This is a genomic window from Sphingomonas radicis, assembly GCF_051400635.1.
In the GTDB taxonomy this organism is placed as follows: domain Bacteria; phylum Pseudomonadota; class Alphaproteobacteria; order Sphingomonadales; family Sphingomonadaceae; genus Sphingomonas.
In genome coordinates, this window is record NZ_JBLFFG010000004.1 from 16705 (window position 1) to 34118 (window position 17414).

The following is a 17414-nucleotide window of genomic DNA, read 5'->3' on the forward strand; positions in this document are numbered from 1 at the left end:
TCGATTTCGAAGGCGGCTTACGCCACCTGTCAGTGCAAACGCTCTGCGCCTCCGCGCCTCCGCGTGAACGATAATCCTTCGCGCCTTCACGCCTTCGCGTGAGAACAAAAAGCCCCATCACAGCAGCGCCATGTGGCTGCGGTGGACCAGCGCGGCACGGGGGGCATAGCCCAGGATCTCCGGCAATTCCTCGCTGCGCCGGCCGACGATCTGCGCGGCCTCTTCGCTCGCATATTCGGCCAGTCCGCGCGCGATCTGACGTCCATCGGGACCGACGACCACGATCAGGTCGCCGCGCGCGAAACGCCCTTCCACCCGCGTCGCGCCCGCGGCGAGCAGGCTGCGGCCGCCGCGCAGTGCCTCGACGGCACCGAGGTCTATATGGATCTCACCCTTGGCTGTGAGCCCACCGCGCAGCCACGCCTTGCGTGCCGGGGCGCTCATCTGCGCGAGGAACAGCGTCCCCCCGCCCTGCTCCAGCGCGCGCAGCGGATGTTCGACCCGGCCGGTGGCGATGCCGAGGTGCGCGCCGGCGCTGGTGGCGATCCGCGCGGCCTCGACCTTGGAAATCATGCCCCCCGACCCCATGCCGGAGGCCGAATTGCCGTCCGCCATGCCGGCGACATCCTCGATCCGCTCGACCAGCGGGATCAGCCGCGCGCTAGCGTCGGTCGTCGGATTGGCGGTATAGAGCCCGTCGACGTCCGAAAGCAGGATCACCCCGTCGGCACCCGCTGCACCGGCGACGCGTGCGGCGAGACGATCGTTGTCGCCGAAGCGGATCTCTTCGGTCGCGACGCTGTCGTTCTCGTTGATCACCGGAACCACGCCGAGCTTGAGCAGCCGGTCGAGGGTGGCCGAGACGTTGAGATAGCGTCGCCGATCCTCGAGATCGTCGAGCGTCACGAGCATCTGCGCGGCGGTGAGCCCCTGCGCATGCAGCAGCTCGGCCCAGGTGCCGGAGAGCGCGATCTGGCCGGTCGCTGCAGCCGCCTGCGCGTCTTCCAGGCTCGCGCGCCCCCCCTTGGGCAAGTTGAGCCGGCGTGCCCCGAGCGCGATCGCGCCGGAGGAGACGATCACGATCTGCTGGCCGGCGCGCGCGCGCCCGGCGAGGTCCTCGACCAGGCTCGCGAGCCATTCGCGCCGCACATGCCCGTCGGGAGCGACGAGCAGCGCCGATCCCACCTTCACGACGAGGCGGGGGCAGGATTCGGGAGCGAAGGCCGCGTTCAGACCGGCGACCATTCCACCGGATCCTCGCCCTGATCATCCGCGGGCACCTCGGGCGTGGCGGGTCCCGGGCCGATCGCTTCGAGCAGTTCGTCGAGCACCCAATCGACCCCTGTCCCGCTCGCGCCGGACATCGGGATCACCTTGGCACCGCTCGCTTCCTCGAGCTCGGCCGAGAGTGCTTCGATCAGCTCGTCGTCGAGCGTGTCGATCTTGTTGAGCGCGACCACCACCGGCTTGTCGGTGAGCCCGGCGCCGTAATTGTCCAGTTCCTCGCGGACGACGCGGTAGCTCTCGGCCACGTCCTCGTCATTGGCGTCGACCAGGTGGAGCAGCACGCGGCAGCGCTCGATATGCCCCAGGAACCGATCGCCGATGCCCGCACCTTCCGCGGCGCCTTCGATCAGGCCGGGGATGTCGGCGACCACGAACTCGCGCTGCTTGTGCCGCACCACGCCAAGCTGGGGGCGCGTGGTGGTGAAGGCATAGGCGCCGACCTTGGCCTGCGCATTGGTCACCTGGTTGATGAAGGTAGACTTGCCGGCGTTGGGAAGCCCCACCAGCCCGGCGTCCGCGAGCAGCTTCAGGCGCAGCCACACCCAGGCCTCCTCGCTCGGCCAGCCGGTGCCGTGCTGGCGCGGGGCGCGGTTGGTCGAGGTCTTGTAGCTGGCGTTGCCGCGCCCGCCGTCGCCGCCGCGCAGGAAGACGATGCGCTCGCCCACCTTGGTCAGGTCCGCGAGCAGCGTCCGCTCCTCGTCGTCGGCCAGGATCTGCGTGCCCACCGGCACCTTGATCACCAGATCGTCGCCGCCCGCGCCGGTGCGGTTCGAGCCCGAGCCGCCGTGCCCGCGCGGTGCCCGGAAATGCTGGGTGTAGCGGAAATCTATCAGCGTATTGAGCCCCGCCACCGCTTCGAAGACGATGTCGCCACCCTTGCCGCCGTTGCCGCCGTCGGGGCCGCCGTATTCGATGAACTTCTCGCGCCGAAAGCTCACTGCGCCGGGGCCGCCGGCGCCCGAACGGACGAAAATCTTGGCCTGATCCAGAAAATGCATGGTCCGCCATATAGAGAATGACACGCACACGTCACCCCGTAGCATCCGCGGCCCGACACTTTCGTGCTGGCAAGCGCCGGAACCGCGGCTATAGGCTTTGTCTTTAGGAAAAGACGGCGCCGCGGTGCCGACCAGACCAGAGCAAGGCAGCCGTAGCAAACGCCCATGAATTCGATCGATCGCTACATGGCGCGGCTGATCGCGGTTCCGCTGATCTCGACGCTGCTCATCTCCGCGATGCTGCTGGTGCTCGATCGCATGCTGCGGCTGTTCGACTTCGTCGCGACCGAAGGCGGGCCGGTGAGCGTGGTGTGGCGGATGCTCGCCAATCTCCTCCCCGAATATCTGGGCCTCGGCATCCCGATCGGGCTGATGCTGGGTGTGCTGCTGGCGTTCCGGCGGCTCGCAACATCTTCCGAGCTCGACGTGCTGCGCGCCGTGGGGGTGAGCTACACGCGCCTGCTCAAGGTGCCGTTCATGTTCGCGTTCGCGCTGGCGGTGCTCAACTTGTCGATCGTGGGCTTCGTCCAGCCCTGGGCGCGCTACAATTACGAGCAGCTTCGCTTCGAGCTGCGCTCGGGCGCGCTCGGCGCGTCGATCAAAGTGGGCGAGTTCACCAACTTCGGCTCGGCGATGACGCTGCGCATCGAGGACAGCCAGAAGGAAGGACGCGAGCTCACCGGCATCTTCGTCCAGATGACGACCAAGGAAGGGCCGCTCGCGGTGACCGCCGAGAAGGGCCAGTTCCTGCGCTCCGACGATCCCGACACGATCATCTTCCGGCTGACCAACGGAACGCTGATCCACCGCGACAAGAGCTCGCCGGTGCCGCGCGTGCTCACCTTCGACGTGCACAATCTGCCGATCCCGCTGCCGAAATATGAGCAGTTCCGCGCGCGCGGCGACAAGAACCTCGAGCTCACGCTTCCCGAGCTGGCGATTATCGGCAAGAGCCCGGAGGCGAGCGACGAGCAGCGCCACACGAGCCGCGCGGCCTTCCATTTCCGGCTGGCGGAAGTCGTCTCGATGTTCCTGCTGCCGATGCTCGCTGCTGCGCTGGGCATCCCGCCCAAGCGATCGACCTCGGCGCTCGGCGTGTTCCTGTCGATCGTGATGATCGTGACCTATCACAAGGTGAACGAATATGCGCAGGCGATCGGCAGCCTGGGACGGATCGATCCGATCATCGCGCTGTGGGTGCCCTTCGCGATCTTCGCGGGGCTGACGATCTGGATGTACCACACCGTCGCCAACGTTCCCGGCGGCCAACCGATCGGCGCGCTCGAACGCGTCTTCGCAAAGGCGTGGAAGGCGATCGTCCGCTATCTGCCCGGCCGCCGCCGCAGGGAGGCCAGGGCGTGAGCTTCGTCAACTTCTTCCCGTCGCGAACGATGTCGCTCTACATGGGGCGGATGTTCCTGGTGCGCACCTTCGCCATATTGGCGGCGCTGGTGCTGGTGCTCCAGGCGCTCGACCTGCTGAGCGAGTCGGGGCGCATCCTCGCCTATCCCGGCAACGGCGACGCCCAGGTCTGGCGCTATGTGGGCTTGCGCACGCCAGAGATCATCGCGCGCTTCCTGCCGTTCTCGGTGCTGCTGGGCACGATCCTCACGCTGTCACAGCTGAACCAGAACAGCGAAGTGATATCGATGAAGGCCTCGGGCCTTTCCGCGCACCAGGTGCTCGCGCCGCTGATCCTCACCGCGCTGGGCGTCGCCGCGGTTTCTTTCGCGTTCAACGACCGGGTGGTGTCGCGCGCCACCGCGACGCTCGAGCAATGGAAGAAGGTTGATTACGGCCCGATGCCGATCGACCGCGGCGACCGGGCAAACGTGTGGGTGCGCGACGGCGATCACCTGATCGAAGTGAAGCAGGTCCGCGGCAAAGGCGAAGCGGTGCAGCTCTATGGCATCACCGTCTACGAGCGCTCGGGCCGCACGCTGAGCTCGATGGTCACCGCGACGCGCGGCATTCGCGACGGCAATGGATGGCGAGTCGAGGGCGCCGAGCGGTTCGACGTCGCATCGGGCACGATCAAGAAGCTGGGAACGATCCGCGTCGCAGGCGGCGTGCGGCCCGATCAGTTCACGCTGAGCCAGGTCAATGCCGACGGCCTTTCCTTCGGCGCGCTCAACGAAGTGATCCACGATCTCAAGGAAGCCGGCCGCCCGACCAAGGCGCTCGAGGGTTCGTTGTGGCACAAGCTCTCGGGCCCGCTCTCGTCGATACTGATGCCGCTGCTGGGCGCAGTCGCGGCGTTCGGCATAGCGCGATCGGGCAAATTGTTCGTCCGCGCCGTGATCGGCATGGCGCTGGGCTTCCTCTATTTCGTCGCCGACAATTTCGCGCTCGCGATGGGCAATCTCGGCGCCTACCCGCCCTTCCTCGCCGCCTGGGCGCCGTTCCTGCTGTTCTTCATGATCGGCGAGGCGGTGCTGCTGCGGACGGAGGAATAGCCGGGCGGTTCAGCCGTCGTCCGGCAGATTTGCCGGGTTCCAGACCACTTCCCACAGATGACCGTCCGGATCGCGGAAGTAGCCGGCATAGCCGCCGTAGAACGTGTCCTGAGCCGGCTTGACGATGTCTGCCCCCGCGGCGCGCGCGTCCGCCATCACCTGATCGACTTGCTCGCGCGCTGCGACATTGTGGCCTATCGAGAATGCAGTCGGGCACCGCGGACTCAGGGTGAGCCCCGTGTCGTGCGCAAGATCCTCCTGCTTCCAGATCGCGAGCTTCACGCCACCGGCGAGGTCGAAGAACGCGACTGCGCCATGCTCGAATTCGCGACCGATGATCCCTTGGGTTGGGAGTCCCAGCCCGTCGCGATAGAAGCGCAGCGATGCTTCGAGATCGTCGACGGCCAGCGTCAGGACGGACAGGCGCGGTCGCATCCGCTTATCTCCGGCTCGGTCGGGCTGAAAACGTCCGTCAGAGGTCAGGGTTTCGCACCATATCTCGTAAACACGCGGATCGCCGGGGCTCAGCGAATCCCCATCGTGCTCCGCACGAGCCGGCCCATCAGCCCCGGCAAGCCCTTGTAGCTCGCCTTGTGGTAGGGCGAATCGGGCTCCACCATGGCGGTCAGGCGGCGGTGCGCCTCACCGAGATTGTGATAGGGCACGCTCGGCAGCAAATGGTGGAGCGCATGGTAGCGCAGGCCTACCGGCGCCCATAGCACGGGCAGCAGCGCGGGCGGCGGCACGTTGACGCTGTCGAGATACTGCGCCGTGACGCTCATCGCCTCGCCCTCATTCTCCCACAGGTGCGCGACGAGCGTGCGGATCTGGTTGATGACGGTGATCGCGCCGATCGCGCCCAGGTAGATCAGGAACGCGCCGAGCGGCACCACACCGGTCACCACCAGCGCCAGCAGCGAGAGCACCCAGAGGCTGGCCGCGATTTCCTGCGCGATCCACTGCCTGCGCAGTTCGCCTTCGGCCGGGCGGCGGCGGAACTCGGGGTTGATGACGAGCCCCGAATAGCGCGCGACCACCAGCCTGCGCAGCGCGGGGATCACCAGCGACAGCGGCGCCAGGATAGCGTGACGGATCACCAGCCCGATCGGCACCAGCGCCGCGACCAGCACGAACAGCGGCAGCGACCAGGGCTTCATCAGCGCGAGCGGAAGATATTCGGGATCCTCGACCGTGCCGTAGCGCGTGCGCGCGTGGTGGAGATTATGGACGCCCTCGTACATGAACGACGGCACCATCAGCGGCACCCCGATCAGGATGTTCCAGCCGAGCCGGAATCCCGGCACCGACGAATGCTTCATGTGGCTGACTTCGTGGATGAAGCTGCCCGCACGATAGAGCGCGAGCACCGCCACCGCGGCCGCGAGCAACGCCTCGGCAGGGACGGCGAGCGTCATCGCCAGGAAAAGCGCGCCATAGCCGACCACCGACGATGCGATCAGGTCCGTCCAGTAGATCGCCGGCCGCGGCTTGTGCAGGTCGCGTGCGATTTCGGACGCAGCGCGCAGCATCGCCTTGTCATCGGCGATATTCGGACGCGAAGCGGAAGCCGCCGGCGCCGACGCTTCCCGCAGATTCAGAGCAATACTCGTGTTCATAAGCTGGCCCATTGCCCGGAGATAGTGGCTAGATGGTGGCACGAACAGGGGCCGGAACGGGTCACGCGCGGAAACGCTAGGTTCCGCTTGACAAGGCCGGGCCTCAGGCGGGACTGCACGCACTTTCTGAGAAGAGGCGCTCCCGCATGCCCGCGATCACTGTCCGCCCCATATCCTCCAAGGCGGACACCAAGGCCTTCATCGACCTCGCCTACCGGCTGAACGGCAACGACCCCAACTGGGTCGCCCCGCTGCGCGACGAAGTCGCCGCGACGATCGATCCGAAGAAGAACGGTTGGTTCAGCCATGCCGAGGCGCAGCTTTTCCTGGCGGAGCGCGGCGGCAAGGTGGTGGGGCGCATCTCCGCACACATCGACCGGCTGGCGCTCGAGATGCCGCCCGAGCAGGGCTTCGGCCCGGGCACCGGCTTCTGGGGCATGTTCGAGGCCGAGGATGCCGAGACCGCCGCGGCGCTGATCGCGCGGGCCGAGCAATGGCTGAAGGACAAGGGCATGACTCGCGCACTCGGCCCGGTCAGCCTGTCGATCTGGGAGGAGCCCGGGCTGCTGGTGAAGGGGCACGATCACCCGCCCACGGTGCTGATGGGGCATCATCCGGCGCATTATCAGGGCTGGATCGAGGCGCTGGGCTACAGGCCCGCCAAGCGGCTGCTGACCTATGAGCTCGATATCACCCAAGGCTTCCCCCCGCTGGTCCAGCGCATCGTGGCGGCGGGCGAGAAGAACGCGCGGATCCGCATCCGCAACGTCAATAAGGCCCGGTTCGACGAGGAAGCCGCGATCATCCTCGGAATTTTGAACGACGCATGGTCGGACAATTGGGGGTTCGTGCCCCTCACCCAGCCCGAGATCGACGACGTCGGCAAGAAGCTCAAGCCGCTGGTCTTCGAGGACCTGATCATGATCGCCGAGCTCGACGGCGAGCCGGTGGCGTTCATGATCACCCTTCCCGACTTCAACGAGCCGCTCAAGCCCTTGAAGGGTAAGCTGTTTCCCTTCGGCTGGGCCAAGCTGCTGCTGTGGTTGCGCAAGCCCAAAGCGCGGACGATGCGGGTGCCGTTGATGGGCGTGGTCAAGCGGCTGCAGAGCTCGCGCATGGCGAGCCAGCTGGCTTTCATGATGATCGAATATATCCGCCGCGCCGCGGTTCCCCGCTATCACGCCGAACGCGGCGAGATCGGCTGGATCCTGGAGGACAACCAGGGGATGGTGGCGATCGCCGAGACGATCGAGAGCCGCGTAAACCGCGAATATGTGATCTACCAGAAGCCGCTGTAGGGCGGTGGCATCGAAGGCAAACGCAGACTGATCCTAATCCTCCCCCGCCAGGGGGAGGTGGCGCCGAAGGCGTCGGAGGGGGCGGATTCCAGAACATTGCCGGCGTGATTCCTCCCCCTCCGCCGCGCTGCGCGCGCCACCTCCCCCTGGCGGGGGAGGATAGAAAAGGATGCGCCCGCGGCGGCAGGGGAACCGGCGCGGGCGATCTGGCTTACTTCTGCTTGGCTTCGAGCGGATCGAAGCCATCGCTTTCGATCCACTGGTCACGGGTCTTGCAGACCTTCTTCGGGATGAGCGTCCCGGTCGTGGTGCCCTTCACGCAATAGAGCTTCTCTTTCGCGGCCTTGGGCGTTTCCTGCGGCTTGGGCGCCTTTGGATCGGTAGCCGAGGCCGGAACCGCGGCGAGCGAAACGAAAGCCGCTGCGGCGGCAAATGCGATGGTGCGAGTGCTGATCATATCCTTACTCCCTACTGAGACATGCCAGGCGCTCCTTCGTTCCGCCTGCCTCCATGTCCTTGCAGAGGGCGTGCCAACTTCCGTCATCTCAGCAATATCAAACACTTAGACGATACTACGTCAGTGTGACACTGCCATAATACAGCAAGACCGGCCAAGTATTGGCGGATTGCGCAAGACACTGTCCGAAAGAGAACAGTCGATCTGTCCGGAAACGAACGCTGCGGGCAGGTCAGGTGGCGCTTTAGCGAAGCTTGAAACGACCTTAGCGCAGCGCGACCCACGTGGGCGCGTGATCGCTGGCCTTTTCGCGGCCGCGATAGTCCTTGTCGACGCCGGCGCCCGCGAACCGGTCCGCGGCCTGGGGGCTGAGCAGCAGGTGATCGATGCGGAAGCCGGCATCGCGCTGCCAGCAGCCCGCCTGATAGTCCCAGAAGGTCCAGACGCCGCCCTGCGGAAAGCGGGTGCGCAGCGAATCGGTCCAGCCCTGCGCGAGCAGCGTGCGGTAGCGTTCGCGCGATTCCGGCTGCATCAGCGCGTCGGTCGACATCGCCCGGACCGAGAAGACGTCATCGTCGTTGGGGATGACGTTGAAATCGCCCGCGAGCACCACCGGCCGCTCCTCGGCGAGCAGCGTGCGGGCGCGGTCCGCGAGCCGCTCCATCCACTTGAGCTTATAGTCGAACTTGGGGCCAGGCTGCGGGTTTCCGTTGGGCAGGTAGATCGAGGCGACGATCAGGTCGCCTACCTCGGCCTCGATATAGCGGCTGTGCGCATCCTCGGGATCGCCCGCCAGCCCACGCTGGCGCTCGACCGGCTGCGTGCCGCGCGCGAGCACCGCGACGCCGTTGAACCCCTTCTGCCCGTGCCACACCGCGCCATAGCCGGCGGCTTCGATGTCCTTGACCGGCAGCGTCTCATCGGCGCCCTTCAATTCCTGGAGACAGACGATGTCGGGCTTCTGCTCGTCGAGATATTCGAGCAGGCGCTCCATGCGCGCCTTGATCCCGTTGACGTTGTAGCTGACGATCTTTGGCAAGGCGCGTCAGACCGAGAAGCTGGTGCCGCAGCCGCAGCCCGATTGCGCGTTGGGATTGGTCACCGCGAAATGCGCGCCGCCTAGATTGTCGACGAAATCGACCTGGGCGCCGCGGACGAGATCGAGGCTGATCGAATCGACCACCAGCTTCACCCCATCGGTTTCGGCAACGCTGTCGTCGTCCCCCACGCTGTCGGCCATGGCGAACTTGTACTGGAAGCCCGAGCAGCCCCCGCCTTCGACCGAGAGGCGCAGCATCGCCGGCTTGCCCTGCTTCGCCGCGATTGCCGCGACGCGCGCGGCTGCGGCTGGCGTAAGCGCGACCTCGGACTGAGTGATCGTCGTCATGGGGCCGAGATAGTGAGCCGCGGGTCGCGAAGCAACGTCACTTCGCCTCCCCGGGCGAAGTCATAGAAGGTGCGAGCGATCAATCCTCCCCCGCCAGGGGAGGTGTCGCCAAAGGCGACGGAGGGGGAGGAAGCACGACGATGGTTGATCGCCATCCGCCCCCTCCGTCACGCTGCGCGTGCCACCTCCCCCTGGCGGGGGAGGATTGGAAGGCTGGAACGCCCGTGCCAATCGCACAAAAGAAAGGGGGCCGCCTCACGGGCGACCCCTCTCCTCTCCTGCGTCTGCGATTTCGCTTACTTGGCGGGGCCGCCGACGCCGCCCTGCACGCGGTCCTGCACCGCGACGAGATATTCGCCGCTCTGCAGGAACGGGATCGGATTGACTGCCTTGCCGTCGACCCGGACTTCATAATGGAGATGGCTGCCGGTCGAACGGCCGGTCGAGCCCATCAGGCCGATGATCTGGCCGCGGCGGACGCGGCTGTTGTCGGGAACCAGTATCTTCGAAAGGTGGCCGTAGCGGGTCTCGATGCCGCGTCCGTGGTTGACCTGCACCAGATTGCCATAGCCGCCCTGGCGTCCGGCGTGCGAGACGATGCCGTCGGCGGTCGCATAGATCGGCGTGCCGACCGCGCCGGGAATGTCGACGCCGGCGTGCATCGCGGCGGTGCCGCGGAACGGATCCGAGCGGACCCCGAAGTTCGAAGTGAAGGTCAGGTTGTCGACCGGCTTCATCGACGGGATCGAGATCACGGTCTGCTCGAGCATGTCGAGCTTCTTCCAGGTCTGGAACAGCGCGCGGAACTGCGCATCGGCGTTCTCGGCGGAGGCTGCGCCGGCATCGCCCTCGTCGAGCGGCTCATAAGGGCCGCCCATCGCGCCGGTGACGCGGACGTAGCGCTCGGGAGCAAGGCCCAGGCGGCGGAACTGGTCGGCAGTCTGGCGGTAGCGCGCCTCGCCCGCCACGATCGCCTTGCCGGCGAGCGCGAGCTGGCGCGCTTCGATCGCGCGGAACGGCGCGACGACCTCTTCGGCCACCGCGCTCATCTGGGGCGCGCCCTCGGGGAGCTCGCTCATCAACGCGACACGGTCGATCTTGCCGGAAAGCATCGCCGCGATCATCGCCTGGCGCTGCTCGACACGCGCGGCGTGGAGCTTGGCGGCCTGCTTGGCGGCAGCGACTTCGGCCTGCATCTTGGCGACCTGCGCGCGCATCTTGGCGACCTGCGCCTCAGGCGAGCCCGGCTCGGCGGCGACGCCACTGATCGCGATCGCGCCGACCATCGCCTGCGAGACGCCATAGCCCGAAAAGACGAGTGTGACGGTGGCCACGCCGGCGAGCAGCGCCTGGGTGCGTCCGCCGATGCTGAAGCGGCGCAGGTCACGTCCGTCGTGCAGGATGAAATCGCGAGTTGTGAAGAATCGGCGGAACTTCCGTCCCCATCCTGCATTCTTGACGTTCGATGCGTTGGCCATGAATCCCCGGCAAATCATGGAAGCGCACCGCGTTGCGACCCGGTGTCCGCTCCGACAAAAACTTCTACAGGTCCAGCAACAGCCCCTCCGCGCATGGACGAAGCTGCTTGTGCTCAGAGGAGTCAGGAAACGGCAAGAGCCGCGTAATATTCTCGCGTCAGACCGGCTGAGTCGCGCGCCGAGTCGTTGAACGGAGCCTTCAACGCGCCGCGAAAATGCGTCCGAACAAGCGCTTGCCAGGTTGTTTCGGGAACGAAACCGTCTTCCGCGCACGCTGATTCGAACCAGATTGTGCCCGCGCGCACATGGCTGACTTCATCCTTCAGAATTCGTTCGAGAATCCGCCGCGTCGGCCTGTCGTCGGCCGCAGCGAAGCGCTCGATCGTGGCAGGCGTGACGTCCAGTCCGCGCGCTTCGAGGACCATCGGCACCACTGCAAGCCGCGCGAGCCGGTCGTGTGCCGTCGCGGCCGCGGCGTCCCACAGTCCGTCGTGCGCAGGCATCGCACCATAGAAGCTGCCAAGCTGGCGGAGCCGCCGGTCGAGCAGCGCGAAGTGCATCGCCTCGTCGGCGCCCACCTTCATCCAATCGTCGGTGAAACCGCGCGGGAAAGCGCCGCCGAACCGCCCCGCGGCGTCGAACGCCAGGTCAATCGCGGCGAACTCGATATGCGCGAGCGCGTGGATAAGCGCGATCCTGCCGCGCTCGGAGCCGCCCTTGCCGCGCTTGGGCATGCGGTTGGGCGGCAGCAGCTCGGGCTGGTCGGGACGCGCCGGGCGATCGGGCATCGGAACATCGAAGGCGAAGGCCAGCCGGCCCAGCCGCCAGTCGCGCGCGGCCGCCCGCGCGGCCTTCACCTTGGCGCGCGGATCGGCCGCATCGAGCACCGCGCGGCACGCCTCGGCGACGCTGCGGGTCACTTGGCCGCGAGCTCCTTCACTGCCTGAAGCACCTCGGCGGCATGGCCGGGCACGCGCACCTTGCGCCACGCGCGGACCAGCTTGCCGTCCGCGTCGAACAGGAAGGTCGAGCGGTCGATCCCCATGTAGCGCCGGCCATAGAGCTGCTTCTCCACCCAGGCGCCGAACGCTTCCAGCACCACTCCGTCCGGGTCGCTCGCGAGCGGTACGGTGAGGTCGTATTTGGCGGTGAACTTCGCATGCTTGGCCGGCGTGTCCTTCGATACGCCCAGCACGCGCGCGCCGAGCGCCGCGAATTCGGGCATCAGCGCGGAGAAGTCCTGCGCCTCCCGCGTGCAGCCCGTGGTGTCGTCCTTGGGGTAGAAATAGAGGACGAAAGGCTGCCCGGCGAAATCGCGCAGCGCGATCCTGCCGCCGTCCGCTCCACCGAGTTCGATCGCGGGGAGCTGGTCGCCTTGCTCAATTGCCATGCGTGATTTCCTATCCGTTCGCCCTGAGCCTGTCGAAGGGCCTACCTAATGCCCCCGAACCGCCGCCCAGCAGGCGCGAACCTCCTGCCGGGTCTGCTCCAGCGTGGCAACCACCTCATCCCAGCTCGCCAACCCCAGCGCGCGGGCGACCAGCGCCTGGGTAGCGGCGCCCGGCGGCTGCGCATCGGGCGCGACGAGCCGCATCGTAACGAGCAGCCGGGTGAGGAAGTCATGCGCGGGCCGCATCGCCGCGGGCATCAGCCCCTGCGCCGCCAATTGGTCGATCGCCAGCGCCAGCCGCGGCTCGAACGCCGTCCGGTGCTGGAGCTGCAGCGTGTGGACCGCGAACTCCAGGTCGACCAGTCCGCCGTCGAGCAGCTTGGCGTCGAGCGGCCCCGCCGCCGGCTTGTGCGCGGCCATCTCGGCACGCATCTTCGCGGCGTCCGCGGGAATGTCGCGCTCGGGCCGCGCGCCGTGGAGCACCGCATCGACGATGCCCGCCACCGCGCCCCGCGCCGCATCCGAACCGAAGATCGGCCGCGCGCGGGTGAGCGCCATATGCTCCCAGGTCCAGGCGTCTTCGCGCTGATAGCGTGCGAACGCGTCCAACGAGACCGTGAGCGGTCCCTGCGCGCCCGAGGGGCGCAGCCGCGTATCGACTTCGTAGAGCGGCCCCGCCGCGGTCGGCACCGAGAGCGCCGCAGTCACGCGCTGCGCGAGCCGGTTGTAATAAGTCACTGCGCCTAGCGGCTTCGCCCCGTCCGATTCCGCGGCATAATCGCCGGTGAAGAGATAGACGAGGTCGAGGTCGGAGGCGTGGGTGAGTGCCTGCCCGCCCATCCGCCCGAGCGCGAGGATCACCAGCTCGCTCTGCGGCACCCGGCCGTGAACGCGCGCGAACTCCTCCACCGCCGCATCGGCGAGCACCGCAGCCGCGGCCTCCGCCACACGGGCGTAGCCGGCTGAGACGTCGAGCGGATCGCTCGCCCCCGCGACGATCTGCGCCCCCAGCGCGAACCTCTTCTCGTTGACCAGCCGGCGGACATGCTCGAGCTGCCATTGATAGTCCGCGCCGCGCTCGCACGCCGCCATCTCGCGCATCAGCACGGGCACCTCCGCCACCGGATCGAATGCGCTCGCATCGATCAGCCCGTCGAGCAGCTCCGCCCGCCGCCCGAGCTGGTCGGCCAGCGTCGGCGCGTGGCTCAGGATCGCGCCGAGCAGCTTGGCAAGCCCCGGCTGCGCCTCGAGCAGCCGGAAGAAGTTGATCGCGCTCGGCAGCCGCGAGAGCATCGCGTCGAACCGCGTGACCGCATGGATGCTGTCGGGCGCGTGCGCAAAGGCATCGAGCAGCCCCGGCAGCACCGCCTCCAGCGCCTCGCGCGCCTGGGCCGTGCGCAGCGCCGGATAGGAGCCCCCGCGCCATCCCTCGACGATCCGCAGCACCCCGCCCGCGTTCTCGAAGCCGCAGCCGGCGAGCCGCGCCTGGAGCGTGTCGCTGTCCGAGGGCAGGCGCGCATCCTCCTCGCCCGCCAGCGAATCATAGACGCTCCCCACGCGCTCGACATGGGGGCGCAGCGTTTCGATCAGCACGGTCCCGTCCGCCAGCCCATGCAGCCCCGCGACATTGTCGAGCGCGCCCGGATCGGCGGGCAGCGTGTGCGTCTGGAGATCGTTCACCATCTGGAGCCGGTGCTCGATCGTGCGGAACTGGACATAGGCTTCGGTGAGTGCCGCCGCGTCACCCGCATCGATCCGTCCCGCCGCCGCCAGCGCGGCCAGCGCATCGCGCGTCGCCGGCACGCGCAGCTCGGGCTCGCGCCCGCCGTGGATCAGCTGGTGGATCTGCGCGAAGAACTCCACCTCGCGGATGCCGCCGCGCCCGCGCTTGAGATCGTATCCGGGGCCGAACTTCTGCGCCTGCGCATAATGATCGCGGATCCGGCGCGAGATGTCGCGGATCTCGCGGATCGTCCCATAGTCGAGCGCGCGCCGCCACACGAACGGCCGGATCGCTTCCAGAAAGCCCTGCCCCAGCGCCAGATCCCCCGCGCAAGCCCGCGCCCGGATGAAGGCAGCCCGCTCCCACGGCAGCGCCTGGGATTCATAATAGGAGATCGCCGCCTCCACCGGCAGCACGATTGGCGTCACTTCGGGCGAGGGCCGCAGCCGCAGGTCGACGCGCATCACATAGCCGTCGGCGTCGCGCGTCTGGAGCAGCTCGACCACGCGCCGCCCGATCCGCACCGCCGCTTCCTCCACGGCCTCGCGCGGGCGGCACGGCAGGGCCCGTGGATCGAAGATCAGGATCGGGTCGATGTCGGACGAATAGTTGAGCTCGCGGCTCCCCTGCTTGCCCAGCGCGATCGCCGCGAAGCCGCGCGGCTCGGCATCGGGCGTGCGCTCCAGGATCGCGGCGCGGATCGCGCGATCGAGCGCATCGTCGGCGAAATCGGAGAGCAGCCGCGTGACCCGCGTGAGGTCGAACACCCCCGCCAGATCGCCCAGCGCGACGAGCAGCGCCAGCCGCCGCCGCTCGATCCGCAGCCGCTGCCCCTCCCCGGCGGCGCCTTCGAAAGCCCGCGCGCGCGCCAGCGGATCGGCGAGCGCCGCGCTCAAATCCTCGATCAGTTCCGGCTCGCGATCGGCCAGCATGGCAAGGAAAGGCGCATGTGTCCGGGCGCGTTCCAGTGCCTCGGTGAGCAATTGCGGAGAGGGCTGTAGCAACATCGACTCGACGGCACCCAAGAACTGTAAATAAATGTCAAGCAACAAATTCGGCCGGACGTCGTTTTAGCCGCGTGGCACACGGATATTCAAATTTCGGCCCCAAGGCCCAGGACCGCGCTTATCGCGTCGAGCGCCCGCGCGCCAGCGATGCGGTCGCCGCGGCGCTGCGCGATGCCTTCGACGAGGAGCCCGAAATGCCCGCGGACATGATGGCATTGCTCCACCGGCTGAACGGCGCGGGCGGGCATGCCGCCTGCTGAGGATCGGCGCCGGACAAGTTAGCGCTTGCTCCGGAGCCGCTTCGCCCCCATTTGCGAGGGCTCATGTCATTTGCAGATCTTCCCGCGCTCCTCGCTGAAGCGCTCGCCGCGCGTGGCTATGCCGCGCCCACCCCCGTCCAGGCCGCCGTCCTCGAGCCCGAAGCGCAGGGCCGCGACCTCGTCGTCTCCGCGCAGACCGGCTCCGGCAAGACCGTCGCCTTCGGCCTAGCCATGGCCGGCGAGCTCATCGGCGAGGACGGACGCGTCGTCTCCAGCCGCGAGCCGCTCGCCCTGATCATCGCCCCCACCCGCGAACTCGCGCTCCAGGTCAGCCGCGAGCTGATCTGGCTCTACGGCCCCACCGGCGCGCGCATCGCCACCTGCGTCGGCGGCATGGACGCGTCCAAGGAGCGCCGCCAGCTCAATTTCGGCGCGCACATCGTAGTCGGCACTCCCGGGCGCCTGCGCGACCATCTCGAACGCGGCGCGCTCGACCTCTCCGCCCTCCGCGCCGCCGTGCTCGACGAGGCCGACGAGATGCTCGACATGGGCTTCCGCGACGATCTCGAGCACATCCTCGATGCCACGCCCAACGGGCGCCGCACCCTCCTGTTCTCCGCGACCATGCCCAAGCCGATCGTCGCGCTCGCCCGCCGCTACCAGAAGGACGCGCTGCGCATCTCCACGGTCGGCGAGGATCGCGGCCACGGCGACATCGCCTATCAGTGCGTCACCATCTCCCCCTCGGACATCGAGCACGCAGTGATCAACCTGCTCCGCTTCCATGAGGCCGAGACGGCGATCCTGTTCTGCGCCACCCGCGACAATGTCCGCCACCTGCACGCCACTTTGGTCGAGCGCGGCTTCTCCGCCGTCGCGCTTTCCGGCGAGCACAGCCAGTCCGAGCGCAACCACGCGCTCCAGGCCCTGCGCGACCGCCGCGCCCGGGTCTGCGTCGCCACCGATGTCGCCGCGCGCGGCATCGATCTCCCCACCCTCAGCCTCGTCATCCATGTCGAGCTGCCGCGCGACGCCGAGGCGCTCCAGCACCGTTCGGGCCGCACCGGCCGCGCCGGCAAGAAGGGCACCGCCGTCCTCCTCGTCCCCTATCCGCGCCGCCGCCGCGTCGAGATGATGCTCAAGGGCGCGCGCATCAACGCCGAGTGGATCGAGGCACCGACTCCCGAGGCGATCCGCGCCAACGATCGCGAGCGCCTGCTCGCCCAGCTGCTCGCCCCCGTCGAGACCGACGAGGAGGACGCCGCCCTCGCCGAGCGCCTGCTTGCCGAGAAGACCCCGCAGGAAATCGCCGCCGCGCTCGTCCACGCCCACCGCGCCGCGATGCCCGCGCCCGAGGAGATGATCGAGCAGACTCCGGAAGGGCGCCGCGCCGCGCAGCAGGAGCGCCACCGCCCGGGCTTCGACGACATCGCCTGGTTCCACATGGACATCGGCCGCCGTCAGAACGCCGATCCGCGCTGGATCCTCCCCCTGATCTGCCGCCGCGGCCACATCACCAAGAACGAGATCGGCGCGATCCGCATCGGCCCCAACGAGACCTTCTTCCAGGTCCCCAGCGCCATCGCCGGCAAGTTCGCCGCGGCGATCGCCCGCACCCACGAAGGCGAGGAAGACGTCCGCATCGAGCCCTCGCGCGACGGCCCGCCCCAGCACGGCGGCGGCGCAGGCGGACGCCCCCAGCGCGGCGGTCCCAACCGCCCCTCGCACCACAGCGGCCCCCGTCCCCCGCACCAGGGCGAAGGCCGCCCCACACTGCGCCGCCAGGACCCCAGCCGCCCGCAGACACCCTACAAGGCCAAACCTCACCGCAAGGGCCCGCCGCAGCGCTGAAGCCCGAACCACACTGCACCCCGGCAAAGGCCGAGGCCCAGTTGCAATGCGGTCCGAAAGGATTGTCATCGACACTAGGTCGCATCGACATTCAAATCCTCCCCCGCAAGGGGGAGGTGGCGCCGAAGGCGTCGGAGGGGGAGGCAAGCAGCGTACTCTCCAATTGAGCGCAGCGCTTCCGCCCCCTCCGTCACGCTGCGCGTGCC

General features: G+C 68.0%; 16 protein-coding genes. 5 read left to right on the plus strand and 11 right to left on the minus strand.

The window, feature by feature from the left end:
* Positions 1-117: 117 nt before the first annotated feature.
* Together proB and obgE are read right to left on the minus strand one after the other, a co-directional pair.
* A complete protein-coding gene (proB, locus tag ACMGDH_RS14375; protein ID WP_436828658.1) occupies positions 118-1245 on the minus strand; it encodes a glutamate 5-kinase in 1128 nt (375 codons plus the stop codon).
* On the minus strand, positions 1230-2285 hold the full coding sequence (obgE, locus tag ACMGDH_RS14380; RefSeq protein WP_436828659.1) for a GTPase ObgE: 1056 nt from the start codon (positions 2283-2285) through the stop codon (positions 1230-1232). Before obgE ends, proB begins: the two co-directional genes overlap by 16 nt.
* Before the next feature lie 165 nt (positions 2286-2450).
* On the opposite strand from obgE, the gene lptF reads away from it, so the two are divergent.
* Both lptF and lptG read left to right on the plus strand, forming a co-directional pair.
* Positions 2451-3647, plus strand: coding sequence for an LPS export ABC transporter permease LptF (lptF, locus tag ACMGDH_RS14385; protein WP_436828660.1), 1197 nt, complete (start codon positions 2451-2453; stop codon positions 3645-3647).
* Complete coding sequence (gene lptG, locus ACMGDH_RS14390; RefSeq protein ID WP_436828661.1) at positions 3644-4741, plus strand: LPS export ABC transporter permease LptG; 1098 nt, start codon at positions 3644-3646, stop codon at positions 4739-4741. Before lptF ends, lptG begins: the two co-directional genes overlap by 4 nt.
* 9 nt (positions 4742-4750) lie before the next feature.
* Here lptG and ACMGDH_RS14395 read toward each other — a convergent pair whose 3' ends face one another.
* On the minus strand, positions 4751-5176 hold the full coding sequence (locus tag ACMGDH_RS14395; protein ID WP_436828662.1) for a VOC family protein: 426 nt from the start codon (positions 5174-5176) through the stop codon (positions 4751-4753).
* An 89-nt stretch (positions 5177-5265) separates the two neighbouring features.
* Positions 5266-6357, minus strand: coding sequence for a fatty acid desaturase family protein (locus tag ACMGDH_RS14400; protein WP_436828663.1), 1092 nt, complete (start codon positions 6355-6357; stop codon positions 5266-5268).
* A 146-nt stretch (positions 6358-6503) separates the two neighbouring features.
* On the opposite strand from ACMGDH_RS14400, the gene ACMGDH_RS14405 reads away from it, so the two are divergent.
* On the plus strand, positions 6504-7655 hold the full coding sequence (locus tag ACMGDH_RS14405; protein WP_436828664.1) for an N-acetyltransferase: 1152 nt from the start codon (positions 6504-6506) through the stop codon (positions 7653-7655).
* Positions 7656-7866: 211 nt separating this feature from the next.
* Here ACMGDH_RS14405 and ACMGDH_RS14410 read toward each other — a convergent pair whose 3' ends face one another.
* The 7 genes from ACMGDH_RS14410 to ACMGDH_RS14440 form a co-directional block, all read right to left on the minus strand.
* The gene (locus tag ACMGDH_RS14410) at positions 7867-8112 is read right to left on the minus strand and encodes a hypothetical protein (RefSeq protein WP_436828665.1); all 246 of its coding nucleotides are present in this window, start codon (positions 8110-8112) and stop codon (positions 7867-7869) included.
* Between the two features lie 265 nt (positions 8113-8377).
* On the minus strand, positions 8378-9151 hold the full coding sequence (gene xth, locus ACMGDH_RS14415) for an exodeoxyribonuclease III (RefSeq protein ID WP_436828666.1): 774 nt from the start codon (positions 9149-9151) through the stop codon (positions 8378-8380).
* Between the two features lie 6 nt (positions 9152-9157).
* Positions 9158-9499, minus strand: coding sequence for an iron-sulfur cluster insertion protein ErpA (gene erpA, locus ACMGDH_RS14420; protein ID WP_436828667.1), 342 nt, complete (start codon positions 9497-9499; stop codon positions 9158-9160).
* Between the two features lie 296 nt (positions 9500-9795).
* Entirely contained in the window at positions 9796-10977 is a 1182-nt protein-coding gene (locus tag ACMGDH_RS14425; protein WP_436828668.1) for a M23 family metallopeptidase, read from the minus strand.
* A 122-nt stretch (positions 10978-11099) separates the two neighbouring features.
* Positions 11100-11897 (minus strand): ferritin-like domain-containing protein, encoded by a 798-nt coding sequence (locus ACMGDH_RS14430; protein ID WP_436828669.1) that lies wholly within the window; start codon positions 11895-11897, stop codon positions 11100-11102.
* A complete protein-coding gene (locus tag ACMGDH_RS14435) occupies positions 11894-12367 on the minus strand; it encodes a peroxiredoxin (protein WP_436828670.1) in 474 nt (157 codons plus the stop codon). The genes ACMGDH_RS14430 and ACMGDH_RS14435 overlap by 4 nt, the downstream gene beginning before the upstream one ends.
* A 45-nt stretch (positions 12368-12412) precedes the next feature.
* Complete coding sequence (locus ACMGDH_RS14440; RefSeq protein WP_436828671.1) at positions 12413-15097, minus strand: bifunctional [glutamine synthetase] adenylyltransferase/[glutamine synthetase]-adenylyl-L-tyrosine phosphorylase; 2685 nt, start codon at positions 15095-15097, stop codon at positions 12413-12415.
* Positions 15098-15168: 71 nt separating this feature from the next.
* On the opposite strand from ACMGDH_RS14440, the gene ACMGDH_RS14445 reads away from it, so the two are divergent.
* Both ACMGDH_RS14445 and ACMGDH_RS14450 read left to right on the plus strand, forming a co-directional pair.
* Positions 15169-15357: a hypothetical protein gene (locus ACMGDH_RS14445; RefSeq protein ID WP_436828672.1), complete on the plus strand. Its 189-nt coding sequence runs from the start codon at positions 15169-15171 to the stop codon at positions 15355-15357.
* Between the two features lie 63 nt (positions 15358-15420).
* Entirely contained in the window at positions 15421-17208 is a 1788-nt protein-coding gene (locus ACMGDH_RS14450) for a DEAD/DEAH box helicase (protein WP_436828673.1), read from the plus strand.
* The last annotated feature ends 206 nt before the right edge of the window (positions 17209-17414 follow it).

Bases quoted from the DNA above. Each gene is read 5' to 3' on its own strand.
- ACMGDH_RS14405 (WP_436828664.1), top strand. From the start codon at position 6,504: ATGCCCGCGATCACTGTCCGCCCCATATCCTCCAAGGCGGACACCAAG.
- ACMGDH_RS14440 (WP_436828671.1), bottom strand. From the start codon at position 15,097: ATGTTGCTACAGCCCTCTCCGCAATTGCTCACCGAGGCACTGGAACGC.
- obgE (WP_436828659.1), bottom strand. From the start codon at position 2,285: ATGCATTTTCTGGATCAGGCCAAGATTTTCGTCCGTTCGGGCGCCGGC.
- ACMGDH_RS14395 (WP_436828662.1), bottom strand. From the start codon at position 5,176: ATGCGACCGCGCCTGTCCGTCCTGACGCTGGCCGTCGACGATCTCGAA.
- lptF (WP_436828660.1), top strand. From the start codon at position 2,451: ATGAATTCGATCGATCGCTACATGGCGCGGCTGATCGCGGTTCCGCTG.
- proB (WP_436828658.1), bottom strand. From the start codon at position 1,245: ATGGTCGCCGGTCTGAACGCGGCCTTCGCTCCCGAATCCTGCCCCCGC.
- ACMGDH_RS14410 (WP_436828665.1), bottom strand. From the start codon at position 8,112: ATGATCAGCACTCGCACCATCGCATTTGCCGCCGCAGCGGCTTTCGTT.
- ACMGDH_RS14450 (WP_436828673.1), top strand. From the start codon at position 15,421: ATGTCATTTGCAGATCTTCCCGCGCTCCTCGCTGAAGCGCTCGCCGCG.
- ACMGDH_RS14425 (WP_436828668.1), bottom strand. From the start codon at position 10,977: ATGGCCAACGCATCGAACGTCAAGAATGCAGGATGGGGACGGAAGTTC.
- ACMGDH_RS14435 (WP_436828670.1), bottom strand. From the start codon at position 12,367: ATGGCAATTGAGCAAGGCGACCAGCTCCCCGCGATCGAACTCGGTGGA.
- erpA (WP_436828667.1), bottom strand. From the start codon at position 9,499: ATGACGACGATCACTCAGTCCGAGGTCGCGCTTACGCCAGCCGCAGCC.
- ACMGDH_RS14400 (WP_436828663.1), bottom strand. From the start codon at position 6,357: ATGAACACGAGTATTGCTCTGAATCTGCGGGAAGCGTCGGCGCCGGCG.